Genomic DNA, 21624 nt, shown 5'->3' on the forward strand with positions numbered 1-21624 from the left:
GGATGCTTCTGTTCTACAGGGCGTCCGGTCCGCGCTCGCCCGTACGGACCCGTACGGCGGTCTCGACCGGGAGGGACCAGACCTTGCCGTCACCGATCTTGCCGGTGCGGGCGGCCTTGACGACGACGTCGATCAGCTGCTCGGCGTCCTCGTCCTCGGCCAGTACCTCGATGCGGATCTTCGGCACCAGGTCGACGGTGTACTCGGCACCGCGGTAGACCTCGGTGTGACCGCGTTGCCGCCCGTAACCGCTGGCCTCGGTGACCGTGAGGCCGTGGACTCCGAAGGCCTGCAGGGCCTCCTTGATCTCGTCGAGCCGGTGCGGCTTCACGACGGCGGTGATGAGCTTCATGCGTCCACCTTCTTGCTCGAACCGGCCAGGGCCGCGGAGACGGTGCCGACGACACCGCCGCCCGCTCCGCTGAAGTCGTATGCGGTCTCCGCGTGCTCGGCCTGGTCGATGCCGGAGACCTCGTCGTCCTCGGAGACCCGCATGCCGAGGGTCTTGTCGAGGAGGAAGGCGAGGACCGCGGAGACCACCAGGGAGTAGGCGAGGACCGCGCCGACACCGGCGAACTGCTTCCACAGCTGGGTGAAGGAGTGGTCGCCGTAGAAGACGCCGGTCGCGGTGGACTGGCCCTTGCCGGTGGCGAAGAAGCCGATGAGCAGGGAGCCGATGATGCCGCCGACCATGTGGACGCCGACGACGTCCAGGGAGTCGTCGTAGCCGAAGCGGAACTTCAGTCCGACGGCCGCGGCGCAGGCGACACCGGCGATGGCGCCGACGGCGATCGCGCCGAGCGGGGAGACCGCGCCGCCGGACGGGGTGATGGCGACCAGGCCGGCGACCGCGCCGGAGGCGGCACCGAGGGTGGTGAACGCGCCGTGCCGGATCTTCTCGTAGGCGAGCCAGGCCAGCATGGCGGCGGCGGTGGCGACCTGCGTGTTGACGAACATCAGCGCGCCCACGCCGTCGTCGTTGCCGAGCCAGGAGCCGGCGTTGAAGCCGAACCAGCCGAACCACAGCAGACCGGCGCCGAGCATGACCAGCGGGAGGCTGTGCGGGCGCATCGGGTCCTTCTTGAAGCCGACGCGCTTGCCGATGACCAGGATCACGCCGAGGGCGCCGGCACCGGCGTTGATGTGGACCGCGGTACCACCGGCGAAGTCGATCACACCGAGCTTGAAGGCCCAGCCGTCGGCGCCCCAGACCCAGTGGGCGACCGGGACGTAGACGACCGTGAGCCACAGGGCGACGAAGAGCGCCCAGGCGGAGAACTTGACGCGGTCCGCGACGGCGCCGCTTATCAGGGCCGGCGTGATGACCGCGAACATCATCTGGAAGACCATGAAGACGAAGATCGGGATGGTGTAGCCGTCCCAGAGTTCCGTCAGGCCGACGTTGCTCATCCCCAGCCAGTCGGAGTCGAACCCGATGAAGCCGTTGCCGGATCCGAAGGCGAGGGAGAAGCCGTAGAGGATCCACAGGATGGTGACGATCCCGATGCTGACGAAGCTCATCATCAGCATGTTCAGCGTGCTCTTGACGCGGACCATGCCTCCGTAGAAGAAGGCGAGTCCCGGCGTCATGAGCAGCACCAGGGCGGAGCAGATGAGCATGAAGCCTGTGTTCGCGGAGGAAAGCTTGGGTGCCTCCGCGGCAAGCGTGATGGCGGCTGGTGCCATCGGCGTCTCCTCGTCGGTTGTACGGCCCCGTGCGGGTCGGAGCGTGAGCGGTCCGGTCAAGCGGGGGGTGGGCCGGTTATGCGCCATGAGACTGGCGCAGCGCGGTTTCGGCCGTTACCCCTCGTTGTTTCGCGGGAGTGACGAAGGCGCCCTGCGTGTTACGCGTCGATGAACTGCCAGATACCAGTCTGCGGGATCGTTATCGTGGCGCAACCTTCCGGCGGCCTTCGCGCGGACGGCTCACGGCCTTCTCCGGGCAGGGAGAACCGGCCGCGGCGGCCTTCCGACGACCTGGCATGGGGGAGCCGAGTCGGGCAGTTCGGGAGGGCCGGCCGCGGCCGGGGTCCGGGAGGTGCCGTGGGTCAGACCGCCTCGGCGGTCTCCGGCAGGTCGACGGCCAGCTGCTCGGTGAGGTCGATGACTGCGGCGAGGTCGCCGTGGTCGCGGACGGCCGCGTCCACCGTCTTTCGGATACGAGTGTTCACGCGTTCGGAGCGGACCTTCTTGGCGATGCCCAAGGCCTCGGAGGCGAGGACCGTGCTCTGCTCGGGCTCGCTGCGCAGCAGGTGCACGGTGGCCATGCCGATGAGGTTCAGCGCGTACGACCTCTGGTGCTCGGCGTCCTTGGCGAACAGCTCCACGGCCCGCTGCATCAGGGGTTCGGCCAGGGAGGCGTAGGTGGGGCTGCGGCCGGCGACGTAGGCCAGGTCGCGGAAGGAGTGGCTGTTCTCGCCGTAGAGCTCGGCCTCGGAGAAGAACCGGATCCAGTCCGGGTCCGGCTCGTCCCACTCGTCGGCTTCGGCGAAGGTGTCCTCGGCCATCCGGACGGCGCGCTTGCACTTTCCGGGCTGGCCCATGTTGGCGTAGGCGCGGGCCTCCATCGCATACAGCATCGACTGGGTGCGCGGGCCGGCGCAGTCCCGGCTGCCGTACTGGGCGAGGTGGATCAGCTCCAGGGCGTCGTCGGGCCGGCCCAGGTGGATCATCTGGCGGCTCATGCTGGAGAGGACGTACGAGCCCAGCGGCTTGTCACCGGCCTCCTTGGCGGCGTGCAGGGCGAGCACGAAGTACTTCTGGGCGGTGGGCTGGAGCCCGACGTCGTACGACATCCAGCCGGCCAGCTCGGCCAGCTCGGCGGCGACCTGGAAGAGCTTGCGGGTGGTGGTCTCGGGCTGGGGTTCCTGGAGGAGGTCGGTGACCTCGTGCAGCTGGCCGACGACCGCCTTGCGGCGCAGGCCGCCGCCGCACTGGGCGTCCCACTGGCGGAACATCATCGTGGTGGACTCGAGGAGTTCCAGCTCGGGCCCCGAGAGGCGGCCCGGACGGCGGGACTCGGCCGTGGTCTCCGCGGCCTGGTACGAGGCGGCGGGCGAGGGGACGAGCCAGCGCTGCATGGGTTCGATGAGGGACGGGCCCGCCGACAGGACCAGCGAGGTTCCGAGGAAGCCGCGCCGCGCGAGCATCAGGTCGCTGCGCGAGAACTCGCTGAGCAGGGCCACCGTCTGCGGGCCCGTCCACGGCAGGTCGACGCCGGTCGCCGAGGGTGACTGGCGGGCGGCCCGCAGCCCGAGGTCCTCGACCGAGACGACACAGCCGAAGCGCTCGGAGAACAGCTCGGAGAGGATCCTGGGGATCGGCTCGCGCGGGTTCTCCCCGTCGAGCCAGCGACGCACCCTCGACGTGTCGGTCGAGATGTGGTTGGCCCCCAACTGGCGTGCTCTGCGGTTCACTTGCCGCGCCAGCTCGCCCTTGGACCAGCCACTGCGCACGAACCACGAGTTGAGCAGCTCATTGGGGCGCTTGTCGGTACTGGTCGCGGTCGTCCCGCTTCCGCCGTTGCCGCCCACTGGAACGCCCCCATCCCTGAGACCACTTGATGCCGGATGCGCCAAGCCCTATCAGAATGCCGGTAAATACCGCTTCCCGTCCGGCGGTTCTCACCCTTCGAACGGGAACCCGGGTTGCCTCCGGCATACCCACGAGTGCATGTGCCCCCAGGCCTCGTGCACTCAAAGTAATCCTACGATCACTGCTCCAGCCATGGCGATCCCGGAAACGCCACCATTCGCCACCCCTTCGAATGAACTCACGATGGCCTCGGCGCGATTCACTTGACATAGGACGGCCAGGAGTAGGCGGAACGGTGCACTCGGGGGCGCACAGAGCCGGACGCGCCACCGGCGGCGCTTCCGGGCGCTGTCTTCACCTCGCGGGCGCGAGGGAAAGCGGAGCCGTAGCGTCACGTTCCGTCGCCATCCCGTTCCGCGCCGTAACCACCGGTGCGCCGGACCCGTTGGAGGGGGCATGGGCTTCACGATCGGCGGCATCCGCGAGATCCGCTCCGGCACACGGCGGCGCGGTCGTTCTTCGGACTGCACCGCCGTCGCCGAGTTCACCGGCCTGTGGGGCTGGGACGTGGTCCCGGGGGCCCGGGCCGCGGCCGGCGCGTGTTCGTGCGGGCGCGCCGACTGCCGCGAGCCGGGAGCGCATCCACTGGACTTCGCGCCCCGGGTGCCCGCCGGGGCCACGCTCGACGAAGTCACCAAGGCCTGGGGGGAGTTCCCGGGCGCCGCGGTGATGCTGCCGGTCGGCCGGGCGTTCGACGTCATCGACGTCGCGGAGCCCGCCGGGCGCCGGGCCCTGGTCCGCCTGGAGCGCATGGGCCTGCCGCTCGGTCCGGTCACCGCCACCCCGGAGGGGCGCGCCCACTTCCTCGTCGCGCCCGGCGCGGCCGCCGAGCTTCCCGGGCTGCTCTACCGGATGGGCTGGGACGACCCGACCTCCCTGGACCTCCGCGGCCTCGGCCCGGGCGCGCACATCACCGCGCCGCCGTCCGACCGGGGCGGCCTGGGGCCGGTGCGCTGGCTGCGGCCGCCCGCCCTGGACACGGCGACCGGGCCGCCGGCGGCCCGGCTGCTGCTGGGGACGCTCGCCTACGTGGCACACCGGTCACGGGCGTAGCCGGCCCGGCCGGCCGACAGCGGAGGGCCCCGTCGCACCCGCACCGTGCGAGGGGGCTCTTCTCGTCACCGTCGACGCCGGATCCCCCGGTCGCCACCGTCCCGGCAGCCCCCCACCGTCCCGGGAGCCCCCCACCCGGCCACTCCCCACCCGGCCGCTCCCGTCCCAACGGATCGCCGAGCCGCCGACCCTGCGACCCGGCGACCGCGCCGGAGCGCCGGGATCCGCGGGGTCGCGACGGCGGACCGCCGGATACACGCGGACGGCCCGGGGATACGCATGCGCCGCGAGGGGCTGCGCGTTCGCGACGGGGGGCTGCGCGTTCGAGGCGGACGGACACCCACGCCCCGCGGCCCGATACGCGCGCACGGCAGGTCGCCGGGCCCACCCGGCGACGGGCGGCGCCCGCCCCCGGTCAACTCCCGGGAACGGGCGCCGCCTCGACGCGGGTGGGTGGATCTACCCGGCCGCTACTCCCCGATCAGGGCGTCCACGAACGCCTCCGGCTCGAACGGCGCCAGGTCGTCCGCGCCCTCGCCGAGGCCGATGAGCTTGACCGGTACGCCCAGCTCGCGCTGGACCGCGATCACGATGCCGCCCTTGGCGGTGCCGTCCAGCTTGGTGAGCACGATTCCGGTGATGTCGACGACCTCGGCGAACACCCGCGCCTGGACCAGGCCGTTCTGGCCGGTGGTGGCGTCCAGGACGAGCAGCACCTCGTCCAGCGGGGCGTGCTTCTCGACGACCCGCTTGACCTTGCCGAGCTCGTCCATCAGCCCGGTCTTGGTGTGCAGCCGTCCGGCGGTGTCGATGAGCACCACGTCGACACCCATCTCCTTGCCCTCCTTCACCGCGTCGAAGGCGACGGAGGCGGGGTCGCCGGCCTCCGGCCCGCGCACGGTGTAGGCGCCCACCCGCTCGCCCCAGGTCTGGAGCTGGTCGGCGGCGGCGGCCCGGAAGGTGTCGGCGGCACCGAGGACGACGGTGCGGCCGTCGGCGACGAGCACCCGGGCGAGCTTGCCGGTGGTGGTGGTCTTGCCGGTGCCGTTGACCCCGACGACCATCACGATGCCCGGCTTGCGGTCGGCGGGCTCGGTCTTCACCACGCGGTCGGCGTCGGTGCCGACCAGGTTGAGCAGTTCCTCGCGCAGCAGCCCGCGCAGTTCCTCGGGGGTGCGGGTGCCGAGCACCTTGACGCGCTCGCGCAGCCGCTCGACCAGCTCGGTGGTGGGCTGCACACCGACGTCCGCGGTGAGCAGGGTGTCCTCGATCTCCTCCCAGGTGTCGTCGTCGAGGTGCTCGCGCGAGAGCAGCGTGAGCAGCCCCTTGCCGAGCGCGTTCTGGGAGCGGGAGAGCCGGGCGCGCAGCCGGACCAGACGGCCGGCCGTGGGCTCGGGGATCTCGATCTCGGGAGCCGGGGGCTCTTCGACGACGACGGGAGCCGAGCCGTCGGGAAGGTCGACCTCCTCTATCGTCCGGCGCGGTTCGTCGCGCGGCGTCTCGGCCTCGTCGCCGACGTGCGGCTCGGCCGGGGGCGCGGTGATGTCGGGCGCGGCGGGGGGCGGCGGGGGCAGCGACTTCTTGCGCCGGCTGCCGATGACGAGCCCGCCGAGCGCGCCGAGCACGACCACGGCGATGACTACAGCAAGGATGACGGTTTCCATAACGCGTCCAGTATCCATCCCTCCCCCGGGTGGGACTTTGCTCCCTCGCGAGGGAGTTTCCGGACGATCCTCCCGAGCGAGATGCACCCTTTGGGATGATTCGTCGAGCTAAAGTACGATGGCTGCCCATGAGGACCACCGCCCACCACGATGGCGCCCTCGAACATCTGGAAGAGTCGCTGGAGCAGCGCGGCCTCGAAACCCGGGGCCTGGAACCGGTCCCGGACTCCGAGCGCACCGGCACACCCCGCGGGCTGCTCCCCACCTGGATCGCCGCCAACATCACCGTCCTGCTGCTGACCATGGGCGCGACCCTGGCGGTGTCGTTCGGACTGAACTTCTGGCAGGTCCTCGCGGTCGGCGTCGCCTCGCCGGTGGTGTCGTACGGCCTGGTCGGACTGATCGGCGTCGCGGGCAAACGCGGCGGCGCACCGGGGATGGCCCTGTCCCGCGCGGTCTTCGGACAGCGCGGGAACCTGCTGCCCGGTGCGGTGATCTGGGTGGCGCGCTGGGGCTGGGAGACGATCAACGCGGTGACCGGCGCCTACGCGCTGCTGACGGTCCTGGACATCGCCTTCGGGATCGGCGGCAACGGCGTCCTGATCATCGTCACCCTCCTGCTCTTCGTGATCACCACGTTCGCGATCTCCGGCATGGGCATCAGGGCGGTCCGGCGCTGCAACCGGTGGGCGACCTGGCTGTTCGGCGCCTTCACCCTGCTGGTCCTCGGCCGGCTGGTCACGGCGACGGACTGGAGCCGGGTGCTCGCGCAGCCCGCGGGACCCACGACGGCGCTGGTCACCGGAGTCGGGCTGATCGCCGCCGGCGGGATGAGCTGGGCACCGGCCGCGCCGGACTTCACGCGCTACCTGCCGGGTACGGCGTCCTCGGCGGCGATCGTGCGCAACACGGTCGGCGGCGCCCTGGTCGTCGTCCTGCCGATGCTCCTGATGGGCGCGGTGACGGCGTCCGGCGTGCCGGAACTCGCCGCGGCCAGGGACCCGGTCTCCTTCCTCGGCGAGATCCTCCCGCTGTGGCTCGCGGTCCCCTATCTGCTCATCGCCCTGATCGGCATGCTCCTGATCAACGCGATGTCGATGTACTCGGCGGGCTTCACCGCGCAGACGCTGGGCTTCCGGGTCCCCCGCCACTGGGCGGTCTCCGTCAACGCGGCGATCTCGCTGGTCCTCGGCGGGGTGCTGATGCTCGCGGCGCCTTCGTTCACGGGCTCGTTCGTCGCCTTCCTGTCCCTGCTGGCGGTGGCGTTCTCGGCATGGGTGGGCGTGTTCGGTGTCGACATGCTGCGGCGCCGGGAGTACGACGCCACGGCGCTGCTCGACACCGGCCGGACGAGTGCCTACTGGTACCGGGCCGGCTTCTCCCCCGCCGCCGTCACGGCCTGGGCGCTGGGCCTGCCGACCGGGCTGCTGTTCACCAGGTCCGACTGGTTCACCGGCCCGCTCGCCGCGAACAACCCGGTCGGCCGGTACGGGCTGGGCTGGATCACGACGATCGTGGTCTCGGGCCTGCTGTACGCGGTGCTGCCGAAGCCGGCGGTGGTCCCGGCGACGACCGGGGGGCGCGCGTCTCTGGCTGTCTGACGCATCGTCAGTTACTGTCCCCGCACACCCGCCCCGCCAAGGCGAAGGGGAACCCCATGCCCGTCTCGGTCGTTCGCTTCAACCTCGTAGAGCCCGGGGCCGACTCCGCCTCCCTGGGCGCCCGCTACCGGGCCGCCCTGGAGATGGCCGCGTACGCGGACGAGCACGGGGTCACCACCGTCCAGACCGAGGAGCACCACGGGGTCGAGAACAACTGGCTGCCCTCGCCGTTCACCTTCGCGGGAGCGGTGTTCGGGGCGACGCGCAACATCGCGGTGACCGTGTCGGCGGTGATCGGCCCGCTGCACGACCCGCTGCGGCTCGCGGAGGACGTGGCGGTCCTCGATCTGCTCAGCGGGGGACGGCTGGTGACGGTGGCCGGAATCGGCTACCGGCCCGAGGAGTACGCCCTGTTCGACGTCGACTGGAAGCGCCGGGGGCGGCTGCAGGACGAGGTGCTGGAGACCGTGCTCAAGGCGTGGACCGGGGAGGAGTTCGAGTACCGGGGCCGTACGGTACGGGTCACGCCGCGGCCCTTCACCGATCCGCACCCGCTGCTGCTGGTCGGCGGCTCCTCGAAGGCCGCCGCCCGCCGTGCCGCCCGGCTCGGCCTGCCGTTCTTCCCCAGCGCGCACCTCCCCGAGCTGGAGGCGTACTACAAGGAGAGGCTGACCGAGTACGGCACGGAGGGCTGGACGATGATGCCCACGGCGGAGACCCCGCTGCTGCACATCGCCGAGGACCCCGACCGGGCGTGGGCACGGTACGGGCAGCACTTCCTGCACGAGGCGCTGACGTACGCGTCCTGGCAGTCGGGGGACATCCACTCGGCGGTGCGCTCGTCGGCCGCGACGGTGGAGGAACTCCGCGCGGAGGGCGTCTACCGCGTCCTCACACCGGAGCAGTGCGTCACGGCCGGCCTGGACAACCTGGTCCTTCATCCCCTGGCGGGCGGCATGCCCGTGGAGGAGGGCTGGCGAAGTCTGCGGCTGTTCGCGGAGACCGTGCTGCCGGCGCTGTCCGCGTGAGCGGACGCTCTCCGGGCGGCAGACCGTCGCCCCCGCCCGGGCAGTGACCGGGCGGGGGCGACGGGGAGCACGAGGAGAAGGGCAGCGGGGAGGTGACCCTTCCCCCCGGGTTTCGAGGGGGCCGGCGATCAGCCCATCTCCTCCAGGGCCTTGCCCTTCGTCTCCTTGACGTACTTGAGGACGAACGGGATGGAGAGCGCCGCGAAGACCGTGTAGATCACGTAGGTGCCGGAGAGGTTCCAGTCGGCGAGCGACGGGAAGCTCGCGGTGATGGCCCAGTTGGCGATCCACTGCGCGGAGGCGGCCACGCCCAGCGCGGCGGCACGGATCCGGTTCGGGAACATCTCGCCGAGAAAGACCCAGACGACGACACCCCAGGACAGGGCGAAGAACAGGACGAAGACGTGGGCGGCGACCAGCGCCGTCCAGCCCTGCGCGGCCGGGAGCTTGCCGTCCACCAGGTGGTAGGAGAAGGCCCAGGCCTCCAGCGCGAGGCCGACGACCATGCCGACCGAGCCGATGAGGGCGAGCGGCTTGCGGCCGATCCGGTCCACGAAGATCATCGCGATCACGGTGCCGACGATGTTGATGATCGAGGTCGTGAAGGAGTAGAGGAACGAGTCCGTCGGGTCCACGCCGACCGACTGCCACAGCGTCGAGGAGTAGTAGAACGCGACGTTGATGCCGACGAACTGCTGGAAGACCGAGAGGCCGATGCCGACCCAGACGATCGGCTTGAAGAAGAAGGAGCCGCCGAGCAGGTCCTTGAACGTCGACTTGTGCTCGCTCTTCATCGCGTGCTCGATCTCGGCGACGCGGGCGTCCAGGTCGATCTTGTCGCCCTCGACCTCTTCGAGGATCTCGCGGGCGCGCTCGCGCTTGCCGACCGAGATCAGGAAGCGCGGGGACTCGGGGATGGCGAGGGAGAGCAGGCCGTACAGGACGGCCGGGATCACCATGACGCCCAGCATGACCTGCCAGGCCTCCAGGCCCATCAGCTTGCCGCGCTGGTCGCCGCCGGCGGCGTTGAGCAGACCCCAGTTGACCAGCTGCGAGACGGCGATGCCGACGACGATAGCGGCCTGCTGGAAGGAGCCGAGGCGGCCTCGGTAGGCGGGCGGGGCGACCTCGGCGATGTAGGCGGGGCCGATCACGGAGGCCATGCCGATGGCGAAGCCGCCGATGATCCGCCAGAAGGCGAGGTCCCACAGGGCGAACGGCAGCGCGGAACCGACGGCGCTGATCGTGAACAGCACGGCGGCGATCTGCATGCAGCGGATGCGGCCGATCCGGTCGGCTATCCGGCCGGCGGTCGCGGCGCCGATGGCACAGCCGATCAGGGCGATGGCGATGACCTGGGCCAGAGCGGCGGACCCGATGTCGTACCGGCTTCGGATGGCCTCGACGGCGCCGTTGATGACGGAGCTGTCGTAGCCGAAGAGGAAACCGCCCATCGCGGCGGCCGCCGCGATGAAGATGACATGCCCGAGATGATCGGGGTGAGCCGTCCCGGCTCCTGAATTGGGTGCCTGCGCAGTGCTGGTCACAGAAAACTCCTCGGGCCACCCGGCAGCGCTGCCGGGGGTGGGGGTGAGCCCTCTCAGGTTCAAGTGGCGCACAACATCACACCGCTCACACCTGAAGGTAAAAGCAACGTTGCAGAGACTATGCCTTCAAGTTTCGAAGTCAATAGCCGGTGCGGTGTGAAGTTGCAGATACCACGCAAGGGAGATGCGTTCACTTCTTGAAGAAAGGGCGAAGGTGAAGTGCCCTCAAACGGGCACACGGAACCGTGCGGGCGGCCACCGCCGCACCGCACCGGGAGCGCCCGTCGGACCCGGCGTCAGCGAAGCCGCTGGCTGATGACCTTCGACACACCGTCACCCTGCATGGACACGCCGTACAGCGCGTCCGCGACCTCCATCGTGCGCTTCTGGTGGGTGATCACGATCAGCTGGGAGGACTCCTGGAGCTCCTGCATGATGCGGATCAGCCGCTGGAGGTTGGTGTCGTCCAGGGCCGCCTCGACCTCGTCCATGACGTAGAACGGGCTGGGACGCGCCTTGAAGATCGACACCAGCATCGCCACCGCGGTCAGCGAACGCTCGCCGCCCGACAGCAGGGAGAGCCGCTTGACCTTCTTGCCCGGCGGCCGGGCCTCGACGTCCACACCCGTGGTGAGCATGTTGTCGGGGTCGGTCAGGATCAGCCGCCCCTCGCCGCCCGGGAAGAGCCGGCTGAAGACGCCCTCGAACTGGCGGGCCGTGTCCCGGAACGCCTCCGTGAAGACCAGCTCGACACGCTCGTCGACCTCCTTCACCACCTGAAGCAGGTCGGCGCGGGTCTTCTTGAGGTCCTCGAGCTGCTCGCTGAGGAACTTGTGCCGTTCTTCGAGGGCCGCGAACTCCTCCAGGGCGAGCGGGTTGACCTTGCCGAGCTGCTGGTAGGCACGTTCGGCGGCCTTGAGCCGGCGTTCCTGTTCGGCGCGGTGGAAGGACCTGGGCTGGTTGCGCGGGTGCTCGGGGTCCTCCGGAAGCGTCTCGCCCTCGGCGGGGGGCGAGGGCGGCACCGGCTGATGCGGTCCGTACTCCTCGACGAGCCCCGCCGGTTCGACACCCAGTTCCTCCAGCGCCCTGGTCTCCAGCTGCTCGATCCGCAGCCGCTTCTCGGCGCCGAGTACCTCACCCCGGTGAACTGAATCCGTGAGTTTGTCGAGTTCCGCCTTGAGGTCGCGGCCGGCACCGCGGGCGGCGCCCAGCTCCTGCTCGCGCCGGGCCTTCGCGGCCTCGGCGGCGGCCCGCTCCCGTTCCGCCCGGCCGACCGAGACCTCCACGTGCGCGAGCAGCTGGCGGGCGCCGGCGGCGACGGCCTCCGCGACCGCGGCCTCGTGGCGCAGCCGGGCCCGGCGCTGTTCGGCACGCGCGCGTGCCTCGCGTTCCGCGCGGGCGGCGCGGTCCAGGGAGTCGGCACGGCCCGCGAGACCCTTGACCCGCTCCTCGTGGGTACGGACCTGGAGGCGGGCCTCCATCTCGGTCTGGCGGGCGTTGGCCCCGTCGGCGGCGAGCCGGTCCCGTACCGAGGTGTCCGGCTCCTCCTCCACTGGCATCTCCTCGGCCACGGCGAGCCGCTCGGCCAGAACCTCGACCTCCTCCAGGGCCCTGTCGAGGGATTCCTGGGCCCGGGCGGCGGCGGCCGCGGAGCGTTCCGCCTCACCGGCGGCGCCGCGCGCCTGACCGGCGAGCCGGCCGAGCTGCTGGGCGACGGCCGACTTCTCCCGGTCGGCGGCACGGCGGCGTTCGGCGAGGTCCTCGACCAGCGCCGCGCACTCCTTGCGCCGCTCCCCCGCCGCGTGCTGCGCCTCGGACAGCTCCGCGCACCGGACGGCGAGCTCCTCCAGTTCGGCGGCCGCCTCGTCGACGGAGGCCTGCACCTCGAGCAGGCTGGGTGCGCCGGCCGATCCACCGTGGGCGAAGTGCGCGCCGAGGAGGTCGCCTTCGGCGGTGACGGCGGTGAGGTGGGGGTGGTGGTGGACGAGGTCCTCGGCGGCCTCGAGGGTGTCGACGACGACGATGCCGGTCAGGAGCCGACGGACGGCGGGCATCAGCTCGGCCGGGCCGCGGACCAGGTCGGCCGCGAAGTTCCCTGACGGGGGGGCCGTGACGGGGTGCCGGTCGGATCCGGGTGCGTGGGGGACGGCCGCGCCGTACTCCGCGCCGGTCCCGGAAGCCGCGTGGCCGGCGGCGGGTTGGGCTGCCGGTGCCTCGTGGCCGGGCGCGCCCCTCTCACGAGCAGCGTGCACGCCGGGTCCGGCTGCGGGTGCCTCGTGGCCGGGCGCGCCGTGCCCCGCGCCCCCCTCGGGTACCGCGGAGCGGGCGGGTTCCGGGGCCCCCGCCAGGAGCAGGGCCGCGCGGCCGCCGTCCTGTTTGCGCAGGAGTCTGATCGCGTCGGCCGCCGAGGCGGGGGTGCGCACCGCGACCGCGTCCGCGGCCGTGCCGAAGGCCGCCGCCAGGGCCGTCTCGTGGCCCGGGGTCACCGTGAGCAGTTCCGCCGCCGGTCCGAGCACCCCGGTCAGGCGGTCCCGGGAGCCGAGGAGTATGCCGGTGCCGTCCTTGCGGCGCAGGCCCAGCGCCAGCGCCTCGCGGCGGGCCTGGGTCGCGGCGCGGCTGCGCTCCGCCGCGGTGGCCCCCTCGCGGGCCGCGGTCAGCGCCGCCTCCGCCTCGGCGAGCCGCTGCCTGGCCTGCTCGTGCCGGCCGGCCAGTTCCTCGTCCCCGGCGTCGAGGCCGTCGACCTCCGCCTTGAGGGCCTCGTACTCCTCCTGCGCCGACACCGCCCGCTCCTGGGCCTCGTCCCGGGCGGCGGCCAGCCGGTCGATCTCCGCCTGGGCCGAACCGGCACGTGAACGGGCCGCGCCCACCTGACCGTTCAGCCGGGCCAGGCTCTCCCGACGGTCGGCGATGGAGCGCGCCACGTCCTTCAGGCGCCGTTCCTCCAGGGCGAGTTCGCGCTCCAGGTCGGCCCGGTGCGCGACGGTGTCGTCGAGCGCGTGCTGGGCCGCCTCCAGAGCGGCCTCCAGTTCGGCCTCCTGCTCACGGATGCGGTGCGCCTCGCGCTCCATGTCCTCGGGGTCGCGGCCGCGCCGCTCCTCGGGCGGTGCGGAGGTGGCGCTCTTCACCCGGGCGTCGGCCAGCGAGATGGTGCCCCGTACCCGCTCGGCCAGCTGGGACAGCTCGTACCAGGTCTGCTGGGCGCGCTGCAGGCGCGGGCTGAGCTGCCGTACCTCGTCCTCGAGGAGAGCCTCCCGCTGGAGGGCCTTCTTCAGTTCCTGCTCGGCGGATTCCTTGCGTTCCTTGAGGGCGGCCTCGTCGGCGATCTCGCTCTGCAGCGCCTGGCGCAGCCGTACGAGGTCGTCGGCGAGCAGGCGCAGGCGCGCGTCGCGCAGGTCGGCCTGGATGACGGCGGCCCGGCGCGCCACCGCGGCCTGCCGGCCGAGCGGTTTCAGCTGGCGGCGGAGTTCGTCGGTGAGGTCCTGCACGCGCGCGAGGTTGGCCTGCATCGCGTCCAGCTTGCGGAGGGCCTTCTCCTTGCGTTTGCGGTGCTTGAGGACACCGGCCGCCTCCTCGATGAAGGCCCGGCGGCCCATCGGGTCGGCGTGCAGGACGGAGTCGAGCTGGCCCTGGCCGACGATGACGTGCATCTCGCGGCCGATTCCGGAGTCGGAGAGCAGTTCCTGGATGTCCAGGAGGCGGCAGGTGTCGCCGTTGATCTGGTACTCGCTGCCGCCGTTGCGGAACATGATCCGCGTGATGGTGACCTCGGCGTACTCGATGGGCAGCGCGCCGTCGGAGTTGTCGATGGTCAGGGACACCTCGGCACGGCCCAGCGGGGGGCGCCCGGTGGTGCCGGCGAAGATGACGTCCTCCATCTTGCCGCCGCGCAGCGACTTGGCGCTGTGTTCGCCCATGACCCAGGTGAGCGCGTCCACGACATTGGACTTGCCCGAGCCGTTCGGACCGACGACGCACGTGATCCCCGGCTCGAACCGGAGCGTGGTCGCCGAGGCGAACGACTTGAACCCGCGGAGGGTCAGGGCCTTGAGGTGCACGCCGTGGGACTTTACCCGGCGGTGCTACCGCACTCCACGACCCCTCGCAACCTCGCGGTTTCGCGCATGAACATGCAGGGCACACCAGACGTTAAAGAAGGTGAAAGGATGCGCGGGGCTGGAAGGGGCTGGGGGGCGGGGGTACGGGGGCAGGCCGAAGTAGCCCTTGACGAGCAGGAAGAAAAGAAGGGACGCCTGGGCGTCCCTTGCAGATCTTGACAACTTAGCGGTTGAAAGGGCTGCCCGACCGCCGCATGTGCTGTTGTGGAGCGATGCAGCGATCAGGTGAGCGCAGGCTCCGCCTGGTTTGCGTCGATGCTCTCCATGATCCTGTCGGGAGAAGCGGCAGCCGTCAGCGCGTCGTTCTCGGCCTGAATCCGAACGAGCTCGGATTCGAGGTCCTGGACGCGCTGCTGGAGCCGTCGCATCTCGGCGAGGAGTCGCGGGTCGGAGCCGCCGACGTAACCGAGAAGCGCCTTTGCCATGATGGATGGTCCTCCACACTGAGTGACCGACCGTTGCGGTGTGGGTCGTGAGGGAATCGCACCCGCGGTGCTTGACACATCCGAGTGTTGCTCGCCTGTTGCTCCATGCCAAACAGCTAAGGTGCGCGGGGCTTTCAGCGTCTCACCAAAAAGTTTGACGGTCAACACGATCACGCCCTGTATCGGCGGGCGAACCCGGGCGCGCGCGGATCGGTACCGGCGGCGCTGCGACTCCTGCGGGGCCCTCAGAGCGTGGCGATCATCTTTGTCTGCGGAGCCTGCCACGACAAGCGATTATTGGCAACCACCAGGCGGTTTCCGCTCCGGGCGGCCGCCGGCGGCCGTCCGCTCCGCTTCCACCTGCGGGGTTTCACGGAGCGGAGTCAGCGGATCGCGAAACCGTCGTAACCGCCGCGGGGTGTGTCCCAGATCTCGGTGACACCCTCGACCCGCCCGGGCGTGTCCTCGCCCTCGAGCCAGGCCAGCAGAGCCTCGCAGCCCGGACGGGAGCCCTCGGCGACCACCTGCACACGGCCGTCGCCCAGATTGAGAGCAAAACCACTCAGGCCGCCGATCTCCAGCGCCCTGGCCCGGGTGAACCAGCGGAAACCCACACCTTGCACCCGCCCGCGAACCCAGGCGACCAGCCGTACATCCTCGCTCATGGGTGCAACCTAACCAACCAATGTCACTCGGAACGCATCCGCCTTCATAGCCATGCGGTACCGTCCCCACCCAATGAATCTCATCTGAAACTCACTCGATCGAGTGAGGATGGTCGACCAGAAGGAGTCTTCGGCCACAGCGGCCCCTGGTCGATCCGGACGTGAGGACGAGGGAAGAGGGCAAGGACATGGGACGCCACCGACGCTCCGCCGCCGGCCGCGCCGCCACGGGCCGCGCCATGGGGGGCACGGAGAACGACGGACCGTACCCGGGCGGCCACGACCCACAGGACTCGTACGCGGGCCTCCGCTTCGGAACCGGTACGGCGGCCTACCTGCACCAGGAGGCCTACACCGAGGAGAACGAGCGCAGCTCCGCCTACCTGTACGCCGCCCGGGAGGAGTACCCGACGGCCCACGACACGGCCGCGTTCTCCATCGAGGAGTTCGCCCCGGTCGTCGGCGGCGACCCGGGAGGCCCCGGCGGGCACCGCCGCAAGAAGAAGGCCGCCAGGCCCATGCGCACCGGTCTGCTCGGGGTCTCGGCCGCCGTCGCCATCGGCACCGTCGCGGTGGCCACCGGTGTGGTCCCCGGTCTGGAGAACTACAAGCTCGGCGGGAACACCAGCACCACCGGCGACGACCGGGTGCAGGCGGACGGAATTCCGAGCAACACGGCGGCCGAGCAGGGCGGCACCTCCGGCAGCGCCGAGAGCCGGGACACCGGTTCGTCCACCAGCCGGGACACCCAGCGGGCCGCCTCCCCCACCGGGACCCCGTCCGCCCCGCCCTCCGCCGCCTCGTCCGCCGCGCCGACGGCGACGCCGTCCGAGAAGCCCGAGCCCAGCACCAGCGCGCCGGCCAGGAAGGCGACGGCGACGCCCACCAGGACCGCGACGAAGGCGCCGGTGAAGACCGCGGCACCGGTCACCGTCTCCGAGGCGGCGGCCGCCGAGGCCGAGGTACTCAAACTGGTGAACGAGGAGCGGGCCAAGGTCGGCTGCAGCGCGCTGTCCGTGAACTCCTCCCTCACCGGTCTGGCCGAGTCCTTCAGCGAGGACATGGCCGCGCGGGACTTCTTCGACCACACCGACCCGGACGGCAAGACCCCGTGGGACCGGGCCGCCGCGGCCGGGATATCCAACCTGGGCGGCGAGAACATAGCCCGGGGCCAGGCCACCGCCGAGGCCGTCATGGACGCCTGGATGAACAGCGAGGGCCACCGCGCCAACATACTGAACTGCGACTTCAAGACCCTCGGCGTCGGCGTGCACTTCGGCTCGGGCGGCCCTTGGTGGACGCAGGACTTCGGCTACTAGGCGGCCAGGCAACACTAACCAGGAGTTAGCGCACCCTGTCGGGGCAGCGCTGTGCTCCCGTAGGCTAGGTGCATGACCATCACCCAGGACGGCGTCGTGGAGCCGCAGCCTCCGTACGACGTCTTCGCCCGGGACTGTCCCTCGCGTACGACCCTCGAGCACGTCATGGGCCGCTGGGGCGGGCTCACGCTGAGCGCGCTGCACGAGGGGTCGTTCCGGTTCAACGAGCTGCGCCGGCGCGTGGACGGCGTCAGCGAGAAGATGCTCTCCCAGACGCTCCAGGCGCTGGAGCGCGACGGCCTGGTGCACCGCGAGGCGCAGCCGACCAACCCGCCGCGCGTCGACTACGAGCTCACCCCGCTCGGCCGTGGGGTCGCCGAGCACCTGCTGGCCGTCGTGCACTTCGTGGAGGGCCGGATGGGCGAGGTGCTGGCCGCGCGCGAGCGTTACGACGAGACGCGCGGCGCCCGCTGACACTGCGGGCGGAAGTGGCAGGGCCGGTTCGTCCAGGGCCGCCTGCGCACCGGCGTACCGCACCGCCGGCAGGGCAGCCCCTCGCGGCCGTACGCGTCGAGAGACCCTTCACGTCATCGCGAACTCCCCTGTGACGAGGGGGCGCTGAAGCTCCTGGACGCGCTCGCTCGGGTCGTCGGCGGTGGCGAGCGCGCCCAGGACCTTCTTACCTTGCCCCGGCGCGGGAGGGTACGGCCGATCCGTCCCGGTGGTCAGGCCGCCGGGTCGGCACCCGCACCCGCCGGGAGTTTCGGGAGGGCGTCGGGTGCGGTCGTGTGCCGGACGTCGGCGCCCAGCTTCACCAGGTCCGCGACGAGGTCGCGGTAGCCGCGGGCGAGGTGGTGGTGGTTGCGCAGCGAGGTCCGGCCGGGTACCGCCAGAGCGGCGAGAAGCAGGACCGCGGCGGCGCGCAGGTCGGTGGCGTAGAGGTCGTTGCCGGCCCGGTGCGGCGGACACGGGCCGTCGACGCGCAGGACCGGGTCGTCGACCGCCGTCCGCATGCCGAGTTCCGCCAACTCCGGGACGAAGCCGAAGCGGTGTTCCCAGACGGCTTCCGTGATGTAGGTGGGGCCTTCGGCGTACGCCGCCAGCAGGGCCAGGAAGGGCTGGCTGTCGCTGAACACGCCCCGCGACGCGGCGGTGAAGTCCACGGGCCGCAACGGCTTCGTCAACGGGTGCACGGTCACCTCGTCGGTGGCGACGTCGACGCGGACTCCCATGCGGTCCAGCACGTCGAACTCGGGCGCGAGCGCGCGGGCCGCGCGGTCGATCCCCGGGCCGGTGATCCGCAGCGGCTCGTCCGCCAGGATGACGCCGGCGCAGATCCAGGTGACCACTTCGATCAGGTCGGGGATCAGCGTGAGGGCCACGGGACGGCTGAGCGACTCCGGGCCGCGACCGTGGATCACCCACGTCTCGGGCCCGGCGATCTCGATGTCGGCGCCGAGTTCACCGAGCACGGTGACCATGTCGGTCACGTCGGGCTTGAGGTACGGGTGGTGCAGTGTGGTCGTCCCGTGCGTGACCGCGCCCATCAGCAGTGCGGTCTTGGCCGCGCTGCTGTAGCAGGGCCCGCTCATGAGCGCCTTGTTGCGCGTGTAGTCGAGCAGGTCGATGGTGCAGGGCGTCAGCCGCTTCGCGGTGAGCTCCACGGATCCGTCGGCGGTGAGCCGGGTGGTGGCCCCGAACCGCTCCACCACGTCCAGAAGGTGCTCGACGGGCCTCCCGCGGGGTCCTTCGCCGATCACGCAGCCGCCGCTCGCGGGCAGCCGAGCGGCGCCGTTGCGCGAGATGAGAGCGGGCAGCAGGTAGAGCGAGCCGTGGATCCGGCCGACGAGGTCGGCGGGCAGTTCCGCGCTGTCCCAGGTGGACGCGTCGAGGGTGAACGTCTCGCTCGGCGCGTCGTAGTGCGCCTGTGAGCCCGTGGCGCGGAAGATCTCGCCCAGCACGGTGGTCTCGACGATGTCCGGGCAGTTCTCGATGCGCACCGGCGCGCTCGCGGTGGCCGCGGCGGCCGCGATGGTGACCAGGGAGTGCTTGAACCCGGAGGTCCGGACGGAACCGGAGATCCGGCTCCCGCCGTGGATCTCGAGCAGCGGCTCGCCCGGAGGAGCAGGTTCTCGTCGGCGTTCCTGCATGGGGGTACCTCCTGCGCTGAGTGGTGAGGGGTCGGGCGTGAGGGTCCGGTGCGGAATCGAACGCAGCCACTGCCGCGCTTCCCTCGCACTGGTCAGATGGACGACGGTGAGGCCGGGGTGCAGGCCGAGGAAAGCGGCCGTCTCGGCCCGCCGGGTGGCGTGCTGGGACCAGGCCCAGCGCAGCGGGTGGTGCGGGTTGCGCAGCATCGACCGCCAGGTCTCCCGGTTGCCGTGCCACAACTCGCGGCCGGTCGCGGCCCGGACCACCGAGCGCCGCAGCACGCGGCTCATGACGGTCCGGCGGGGCAGGTCGAGCCAGACGAACATGTCGGCGCGCTCGCCGAGCAGGTCGCCGACGACCCAGTGGTACTGGGCGTCGCAGATCCACGCCGGTGCCCGCGTGGCGCGCTCCACGTCGTCCGCGAACTCCGCCCGGTGGGTCCAGCCGGGCCCGTGGTAGAGCGCGTCCATCTCGATGTGCCGGATGTCCAGCGCCGCGGCGACCGCGGCGGCGAGCGTCGTCTTGCCCGCACCGGAGATCCCGCCGACGACGATCCGCCGCGGCGGCGCGGACGCGGGCGCCGCCACCGGTGGGGTGGGCCGCGTGAGGAACCCGACCGACAGGGCCGTCCCCGCGCTGACGACGGCCAGGCCGAGCCACAGCACGGGGTTCCCGTGGGCCAGCAGCGCCGTCCCGGCCGCCGGGGCGACCGCGCCCGCGATCCCGAAGGCCGTCTGGAAGGTCGCGTTGTAGCGGCCCTCCAGTCCGGGCGGCGCGGCGGCGTTCGCCGTCGTCGTGACGACGGGGGCGAACAGCGCGTCGCCGAACGTGCCGATCAGGGCCCCGCAGAGGACGACCGCGGTGGTGGCCGGCCCCGCCCAGCCGGACGGCGCCATGACGAGGACCGCCAGGGTGAAGAAGCAGGCCGCCAGTCGCAGCGCCGGCGGGGCGGAGACGCGCCGCGCGTAGGCGACCGAGGGCCGCCGGGCCAGGGCCATCGACACGCAGGCGACGGCGACGACCACACCCGGTACCCACGACGGCTGCCCCAGCACCACGATGGCGACCACCGGGAGCATCGTCGTCAGGCAGTCGGAGACGAACGCCAGCAACAGCGTCAGCAGGCACAGCCGCAGGAAGCCGGGATCGTCCCGCAGGTCGCGCCACCGCCACGCCCGTCCGTCGCCGGAAGGCTCGGCGGCCGGGGTGGGCCGGACGTGCCGGCGCACCGTGAGCACCAGGCCCATGGCCGCCGCGTAGGAGAGGCCGTTGGCGTACGCGATCAGGTGCAGTCCCGTACCGCTGCCGATCAGCAGGCCCCCGGCGGTCGCGCCGATCGCGCCGCCCGCCGCCCACCCGCTGACCCTCAGCACGCTCGCCGTGCTCAGCACGCCGAGGAGCGCGTCGGCCGGGACCAGCCGGGCCAGCAGCGGTGTGCTGGCCGTCCAGAACAGCCGGTCCGCGGCGACCATGACGACGGCGAGCGCGCCGACCTGCCACGTGGCGGAGACGAAGGGGAACAGCGAGAACACCCCGGTGCGCACGGCGTAGCTCAGGGCCGCCCCGTTCGCCGGACCCCAGCGGTCCACCAGCAGGCCGTTCACCGGTCCCGCGAGGAGGCCGAGGAGCCCGCCGGCCGTCAGCGCGGCACCGACGTGCGCCAGGGGGAGATGCTGTCCCCGGGTGAAGAAGATCAGCGCGACCGGCGCCCACAGGCCGTTGCCCACGCAGTCGACGGTCAGCGCCACCAGGTAGGTGCGTTTCCCGGGCGCCTCCCGCCCCCGGCCGATCACGAGCGCCGTTCTCGACTGGGTCACGGGCGTACGAAGTGCACGAGCAGTGCCCGCCGATCCACGGGGCAGGAGTCGGCGACCGGCGGGACGCCGTGCCAGGACCGGTCCGAGCGGACCAGCACGACGGACGTCCCGGTGGTCGGCGCCACCCGCTTCGCGCAGTCGTCCATGTCGGCGCTGCGCAGCAGTCGCAGGTCACCGCTCCACTCCGGGTCCCACCCGTCGTTGAAGTAGAAGAGGTGGGTCACCGCCTTGTCCGGGCGGTCGGTGTGCGGCTCGATCCAGCAGCCCCGGGCGTAGCGGGTCATACGGGCCTCGACCAGGCACCGTTCCAGGTCCACGCCGGTGAGCGTGGACAGTGCCTCGCGGTAGGGCCGGGAGACGACGTCCGCGACGAGCTGCCGCCAGTTCGCGGGGAGCGTGCGCACTTCGTCCTCGTCGACCGCCCCGGCGGTGACCAGGTTGCGGTTGAACATCCGGTACTGCTTGTCGGACCGGTTCAGGTCCGTGCGCTCGGACTCCTCGAAGCCGGCGTCGCTGAAGTCGCCGCGCAGGTTCTCGGCGACGGCGTCCGAGACGAACGAGCGGGGGATCACGGCGTGGCCGAACGGGTCCTGTTCCAGCTCGGCCCGGCTGATGGTCTCGATGTCGACGAGGGACACGTCTTCT

The 21624-nt window shown here is 71.6% G+C and carries 15 protein-coding genes and 1 pseudogene; 5 read left to right on the top strand and 11 right to left on the bottom strand.

Features of this window, described 5'->3' with window-relative positions; genetic code table 11:
* Nucleotides 1-13 precede the first annotated feature (13 nt).
* From ACFY3I_RS30025 to ACFY3I_RS30035, 3 genes are all read right to left on the bottom strand, one after another.
* Nucleotides 14-352 carry a P-II family nitrogen regulator gene (locus ACFY3I_RS30025; protein ID WP_329414046.1) on the bottom strand — a complete coding sequence of 113 codons (339 nt, stop codon included), beginning with the start codon at nt 350-352 and terminating at the stop codon, nt 14-16.
* Entirely contained in the window at nt 349-1686 is a 1338-nt protein-coding gene (locus tag ACFY3I_RS30030) for an ammonium transporter (RefSeq protein ID WP_390864227.1), read from the bottom strand. The genes ACFY3I_RS30025 and ACFY3I_RS30030 overlap by 4 nt, the downstream gene beginning before the upstream one ends.
* Before the next feature lie 362 nt (nt 1687-2048).
* Nucleotides 2049-3533: a hypothetical protein gene (locus ACFY3I_RS30035; protein ID WP_390864228.1), complete on the bottom strand. Its 1485-nt coding sequence runs from the start codon at nt 3531-3533 to the stop codon at nt 2049-2051.
* 457 nt (nt 3534-3990) lie between these two features.
* On the opposite strand from ACFY3I_RS30035, the gene ACFY3I_RS30040 reads away from it, so the two are divergent.
* Complete coding sequence (locus tag ACFY3I_RS30040; protein WP_365289385.1) at nt 3991-4647, top strand: bifunctional DNA primase/polymerase; 657 nt, start codon at nt 3991-3993, stop codon at nt 4645-4647.
* Between the two features lie 470 nt (nt 4648-5117).
* Here ACFY3I_RS30040 and ftsY read toward each other — a convergent pair whose 3' ends face one another.
* Entirely contained in the window at nt 5118-6311 is a 1194-nt protein-coding gene (gene ftsY, locus ACFY3I_RS30045) for a signal recognition particle-docking protein FtsY (RefSeq protein WP_390864230.1), read from the bottom strand.
* A gap of 128 nt (nt 6312-6439) precedes the next feature.
* Here ftsY and ACFY3I_RS30050 point away from each other — a divergent pair, with 128 nt between their 5' ends.
* Together ACFY3I_RS30050 and ACFY3I_RS30055 are read left to right on the top strand one after the other, a co-directional pair.
* Nucleotides 6440-7912 (top strand): cytosine permease, encoded by a 1473-nt coding sequence (locus ACFY3I_RS30050; RefSeq protein WP_390864232.1) that lies wholly within the window; start codon nt 6440-6442, stop codon nt 7910-7912.
* A 56-nt stretch (nt 7913-7968) separates the two neighbouring features.
* A complete protein-coding gene (locus tag ACFY3I_RS30055) occupies nt 7969-8940 on the top strand; it encodes an LLM class flavin-dependent oxidoreductase (protein WP_390864234.1) in 972 nt (323 codons plus the stop codon).
* Between the two features lie 128 nt (nt 8941-9068).
* Here the strand turns inward: ACFY3I_RS30055 and ACFY3I_RS30060 are convergent, their stop codons facing one another.
* The 4 genes from ACFY3I_RS30060 to ACFY3I_RS30075 all read right to left on the bottom strand — a co-directional run bounded on the left by ACFY3I_RS30060 (nt 9069) and on the right by ACFY3I_RS30075 (nt 15692).
* On the bottom strand, nt 9069-10487 hold the full coding sequence (locus tag ACFY3I_RS30060; protein WP_390864235.1) for a sugar porter family MFS transporter: 1419 nt from the start codon (nt 10485-10487) through the stop codon (nt 9069-9071).
* A 296-nt stretch (nt 10488-10783) separates the two neighbouring features.
* The gene (locus ACFY3I_RS30065; protein WP_390864237.1) at nt 10784-14542 is read right to left on the bottom strand and encodes an AAA family ATPase; all 3759 of its coding nucleotides are present in this window, start codon (nt 14540-14542) and stop codon (nt 10784-10786) included.
* Nucleotides 14543-14823: 281 nt separating this feature from the next.
* Entirely contained in the window at nt 14824-15027 is a 204-nt protein-coding gene (locus ACFY3I_RS30070; protein ID WP_093498859.1) for a hypothetical protein, read from the bottom strand.
* 383 nt (nt 15028-15410) lie between these two features.
* Complete coding sequence (locus ACFY3I_RS30075) at nt 15411-15692, bottom strand: acylphosphatase (protein ID WP_365289390.1); 282 nt, start codon at nt 15690-15692, stop codon at nt 15411-15413.
* Nucleotides 15693-15880: 188 nt separating this feature from the next.
* Here ACFY3I_RS30075 and ACFY3I_RS30080 point away from each other — a divergent pair, with 188 nt between their 5' ends.
* Complete coding sequence (locus tag ACFY3I_RS30080) at nt 15881-17011, top strand: CAP domain-containing protein (protein WP_390864239.1); 1131 nt, start codon at nt 15881-15883, stop codon at nt 17009-17011.
* Between the two features lie 72 nt (nt 17012-17083).
* Nucleotides 17084-17485 (top strand): winged helix-turn-helix transcriptional regulator, encoded by a 402-nt coding sequence (locus ACFY3I_RS30085; RefSeq protein ID WP_390864241.1) that lies wholly within the window; start codon nt 17084-17086, stop codon nt 17483-17485.
* Here ACFY3I_RS30085 and ACFY3I_RS30090 read toward each other — a convergent pair.
* From ACFY3I_RS30090 to ACFY3I_RS30100, 3 genes and pseudogenes are all read right to left on the bottom strand, one after another.
* Nucleotides 17458-17589 (bottom strand): annotated as a pseudogene (locus ACFY3I_RS30090) (DNA-formamidopyrimidine glycosylase); the annotation flags it as partial. The gene ACFY3I_RS30085 and the pseudogene ACFY3I_RS30090 overlap by 28 nt on opposite strands.
* A 147-nt stretch (nt 17590-17736) precedes the next feature.
* Complete coding sequence (locus ACFY3I_RS30095) at nt 17737-20979, bottom strand: MFS transporter (protein WP_390864243.1); 3243 nt, start codon at nt 20977-20979, stop codon at nt 17737-17739.
* Complete coding sequence (locus tag ACFY3I_RS30100) at nt 20976-21617, bottom strand: prolyl hydroxylase family protein (RefSeq protein ID WP_390864244.1); 642 nt, start codon at nt 21615-21617, stop codon at nt 20976-20978. The genes ACFY3I_RS30095 and ACFY3I_RS30100 overlap by 4 nt, the downstream gene beginning before the upstream one ends.
* Nucleotides 21618-21624: the final 7 nt, after the last annotated feature.

This window comes from Streptomyces sp. NPDC001068, assembly GCF_042897315.1.
Classification (GTDB): Bacteria; Actinomycetota; Actinomycetes; order Streptomycetales; family Streptomycetaceae; genus Streptomyces.

What these genes read in the sequence shown, in the direction of transcription:
- ACFY3I_RS30025 (WP_329414046.1), bottom strand. Translation starts at nt 352, where the DNA reads ATGAAGCTCATCACCGCCGTCGTGAAGCCGCACCGGCTCGACGAGATC.
- ACFY3I_RS30030 (WP_390864227.1), bottom strand. Translation starts at nt 1,686, where the DNA reads ATGGCACCAGCCGCCATCACGCTTGCCGCGGAGGCACCCAAGCTTTCC.
- ACFY3I_RS30040 (WP_365289385.1), top strand. Translation starts at nt 3,991, where the DNA reads ATGGGCTTCACGATCGGCGGCATCCGCGAGATCCGCTCCGGCACACGG.
- ftsY (WP_390864230.1), bottom strand. Translation starts at nt 6,311, where the DNA reads ATGGAAACCGTCATCCTTGCTGTAGTCATCGCCGTGGTCGTGCTCGGC.
- ACFY3I_RS30050 (WP_390864232.1), top strand. Translation starts at nt 6,440, where the DNA reads ATGAGGACCACCGCCCACCACGATGGCGCCCTCGAACATCTGGAAGAG.
- ACFY3I_RS30055 (WP_390864234.1), top strand. Translation starts at nt 7,969, where the DNA reads ATGCCCGTCTCGGTCGTTCGCTTCAACCTCGTAGAGCCCGGGGCCGAC.
- ACFY3I_RS30070 (WP_093498859.1), bottom strand. Translation starts at nt 15,027, where the DNA reads ATGGCAAAGGCGCTTCTCGGTTACGTCGGCGGCTCCGACCCGCGACTC.
- ACFY3I_RS30075 (WP_365289390.1), bottom strand. Translation starts at nt 15,692, where the DNA reads ATGAGCGAGGATGTACGGCTGGTCGCCTGGGTTCGCGGGCGGGTGCAA.
- ACFY3I_RS30080 (WP_390864239.1), top strand. Translation starts at nt 15,881, where the DNA reads ATGGGACGCCACCGACGCTCCGCCGCCGGCCGCGCCGCCACGGGCCGC.
- ACFY3I_RS30085 (WP_390864241.1), top strand. Translation starts at nt 17,084, where the DNA reads ATGACCATCACCCAGGACGGCGTCGTGGAGCCGCAGCCTCCGTACGAC.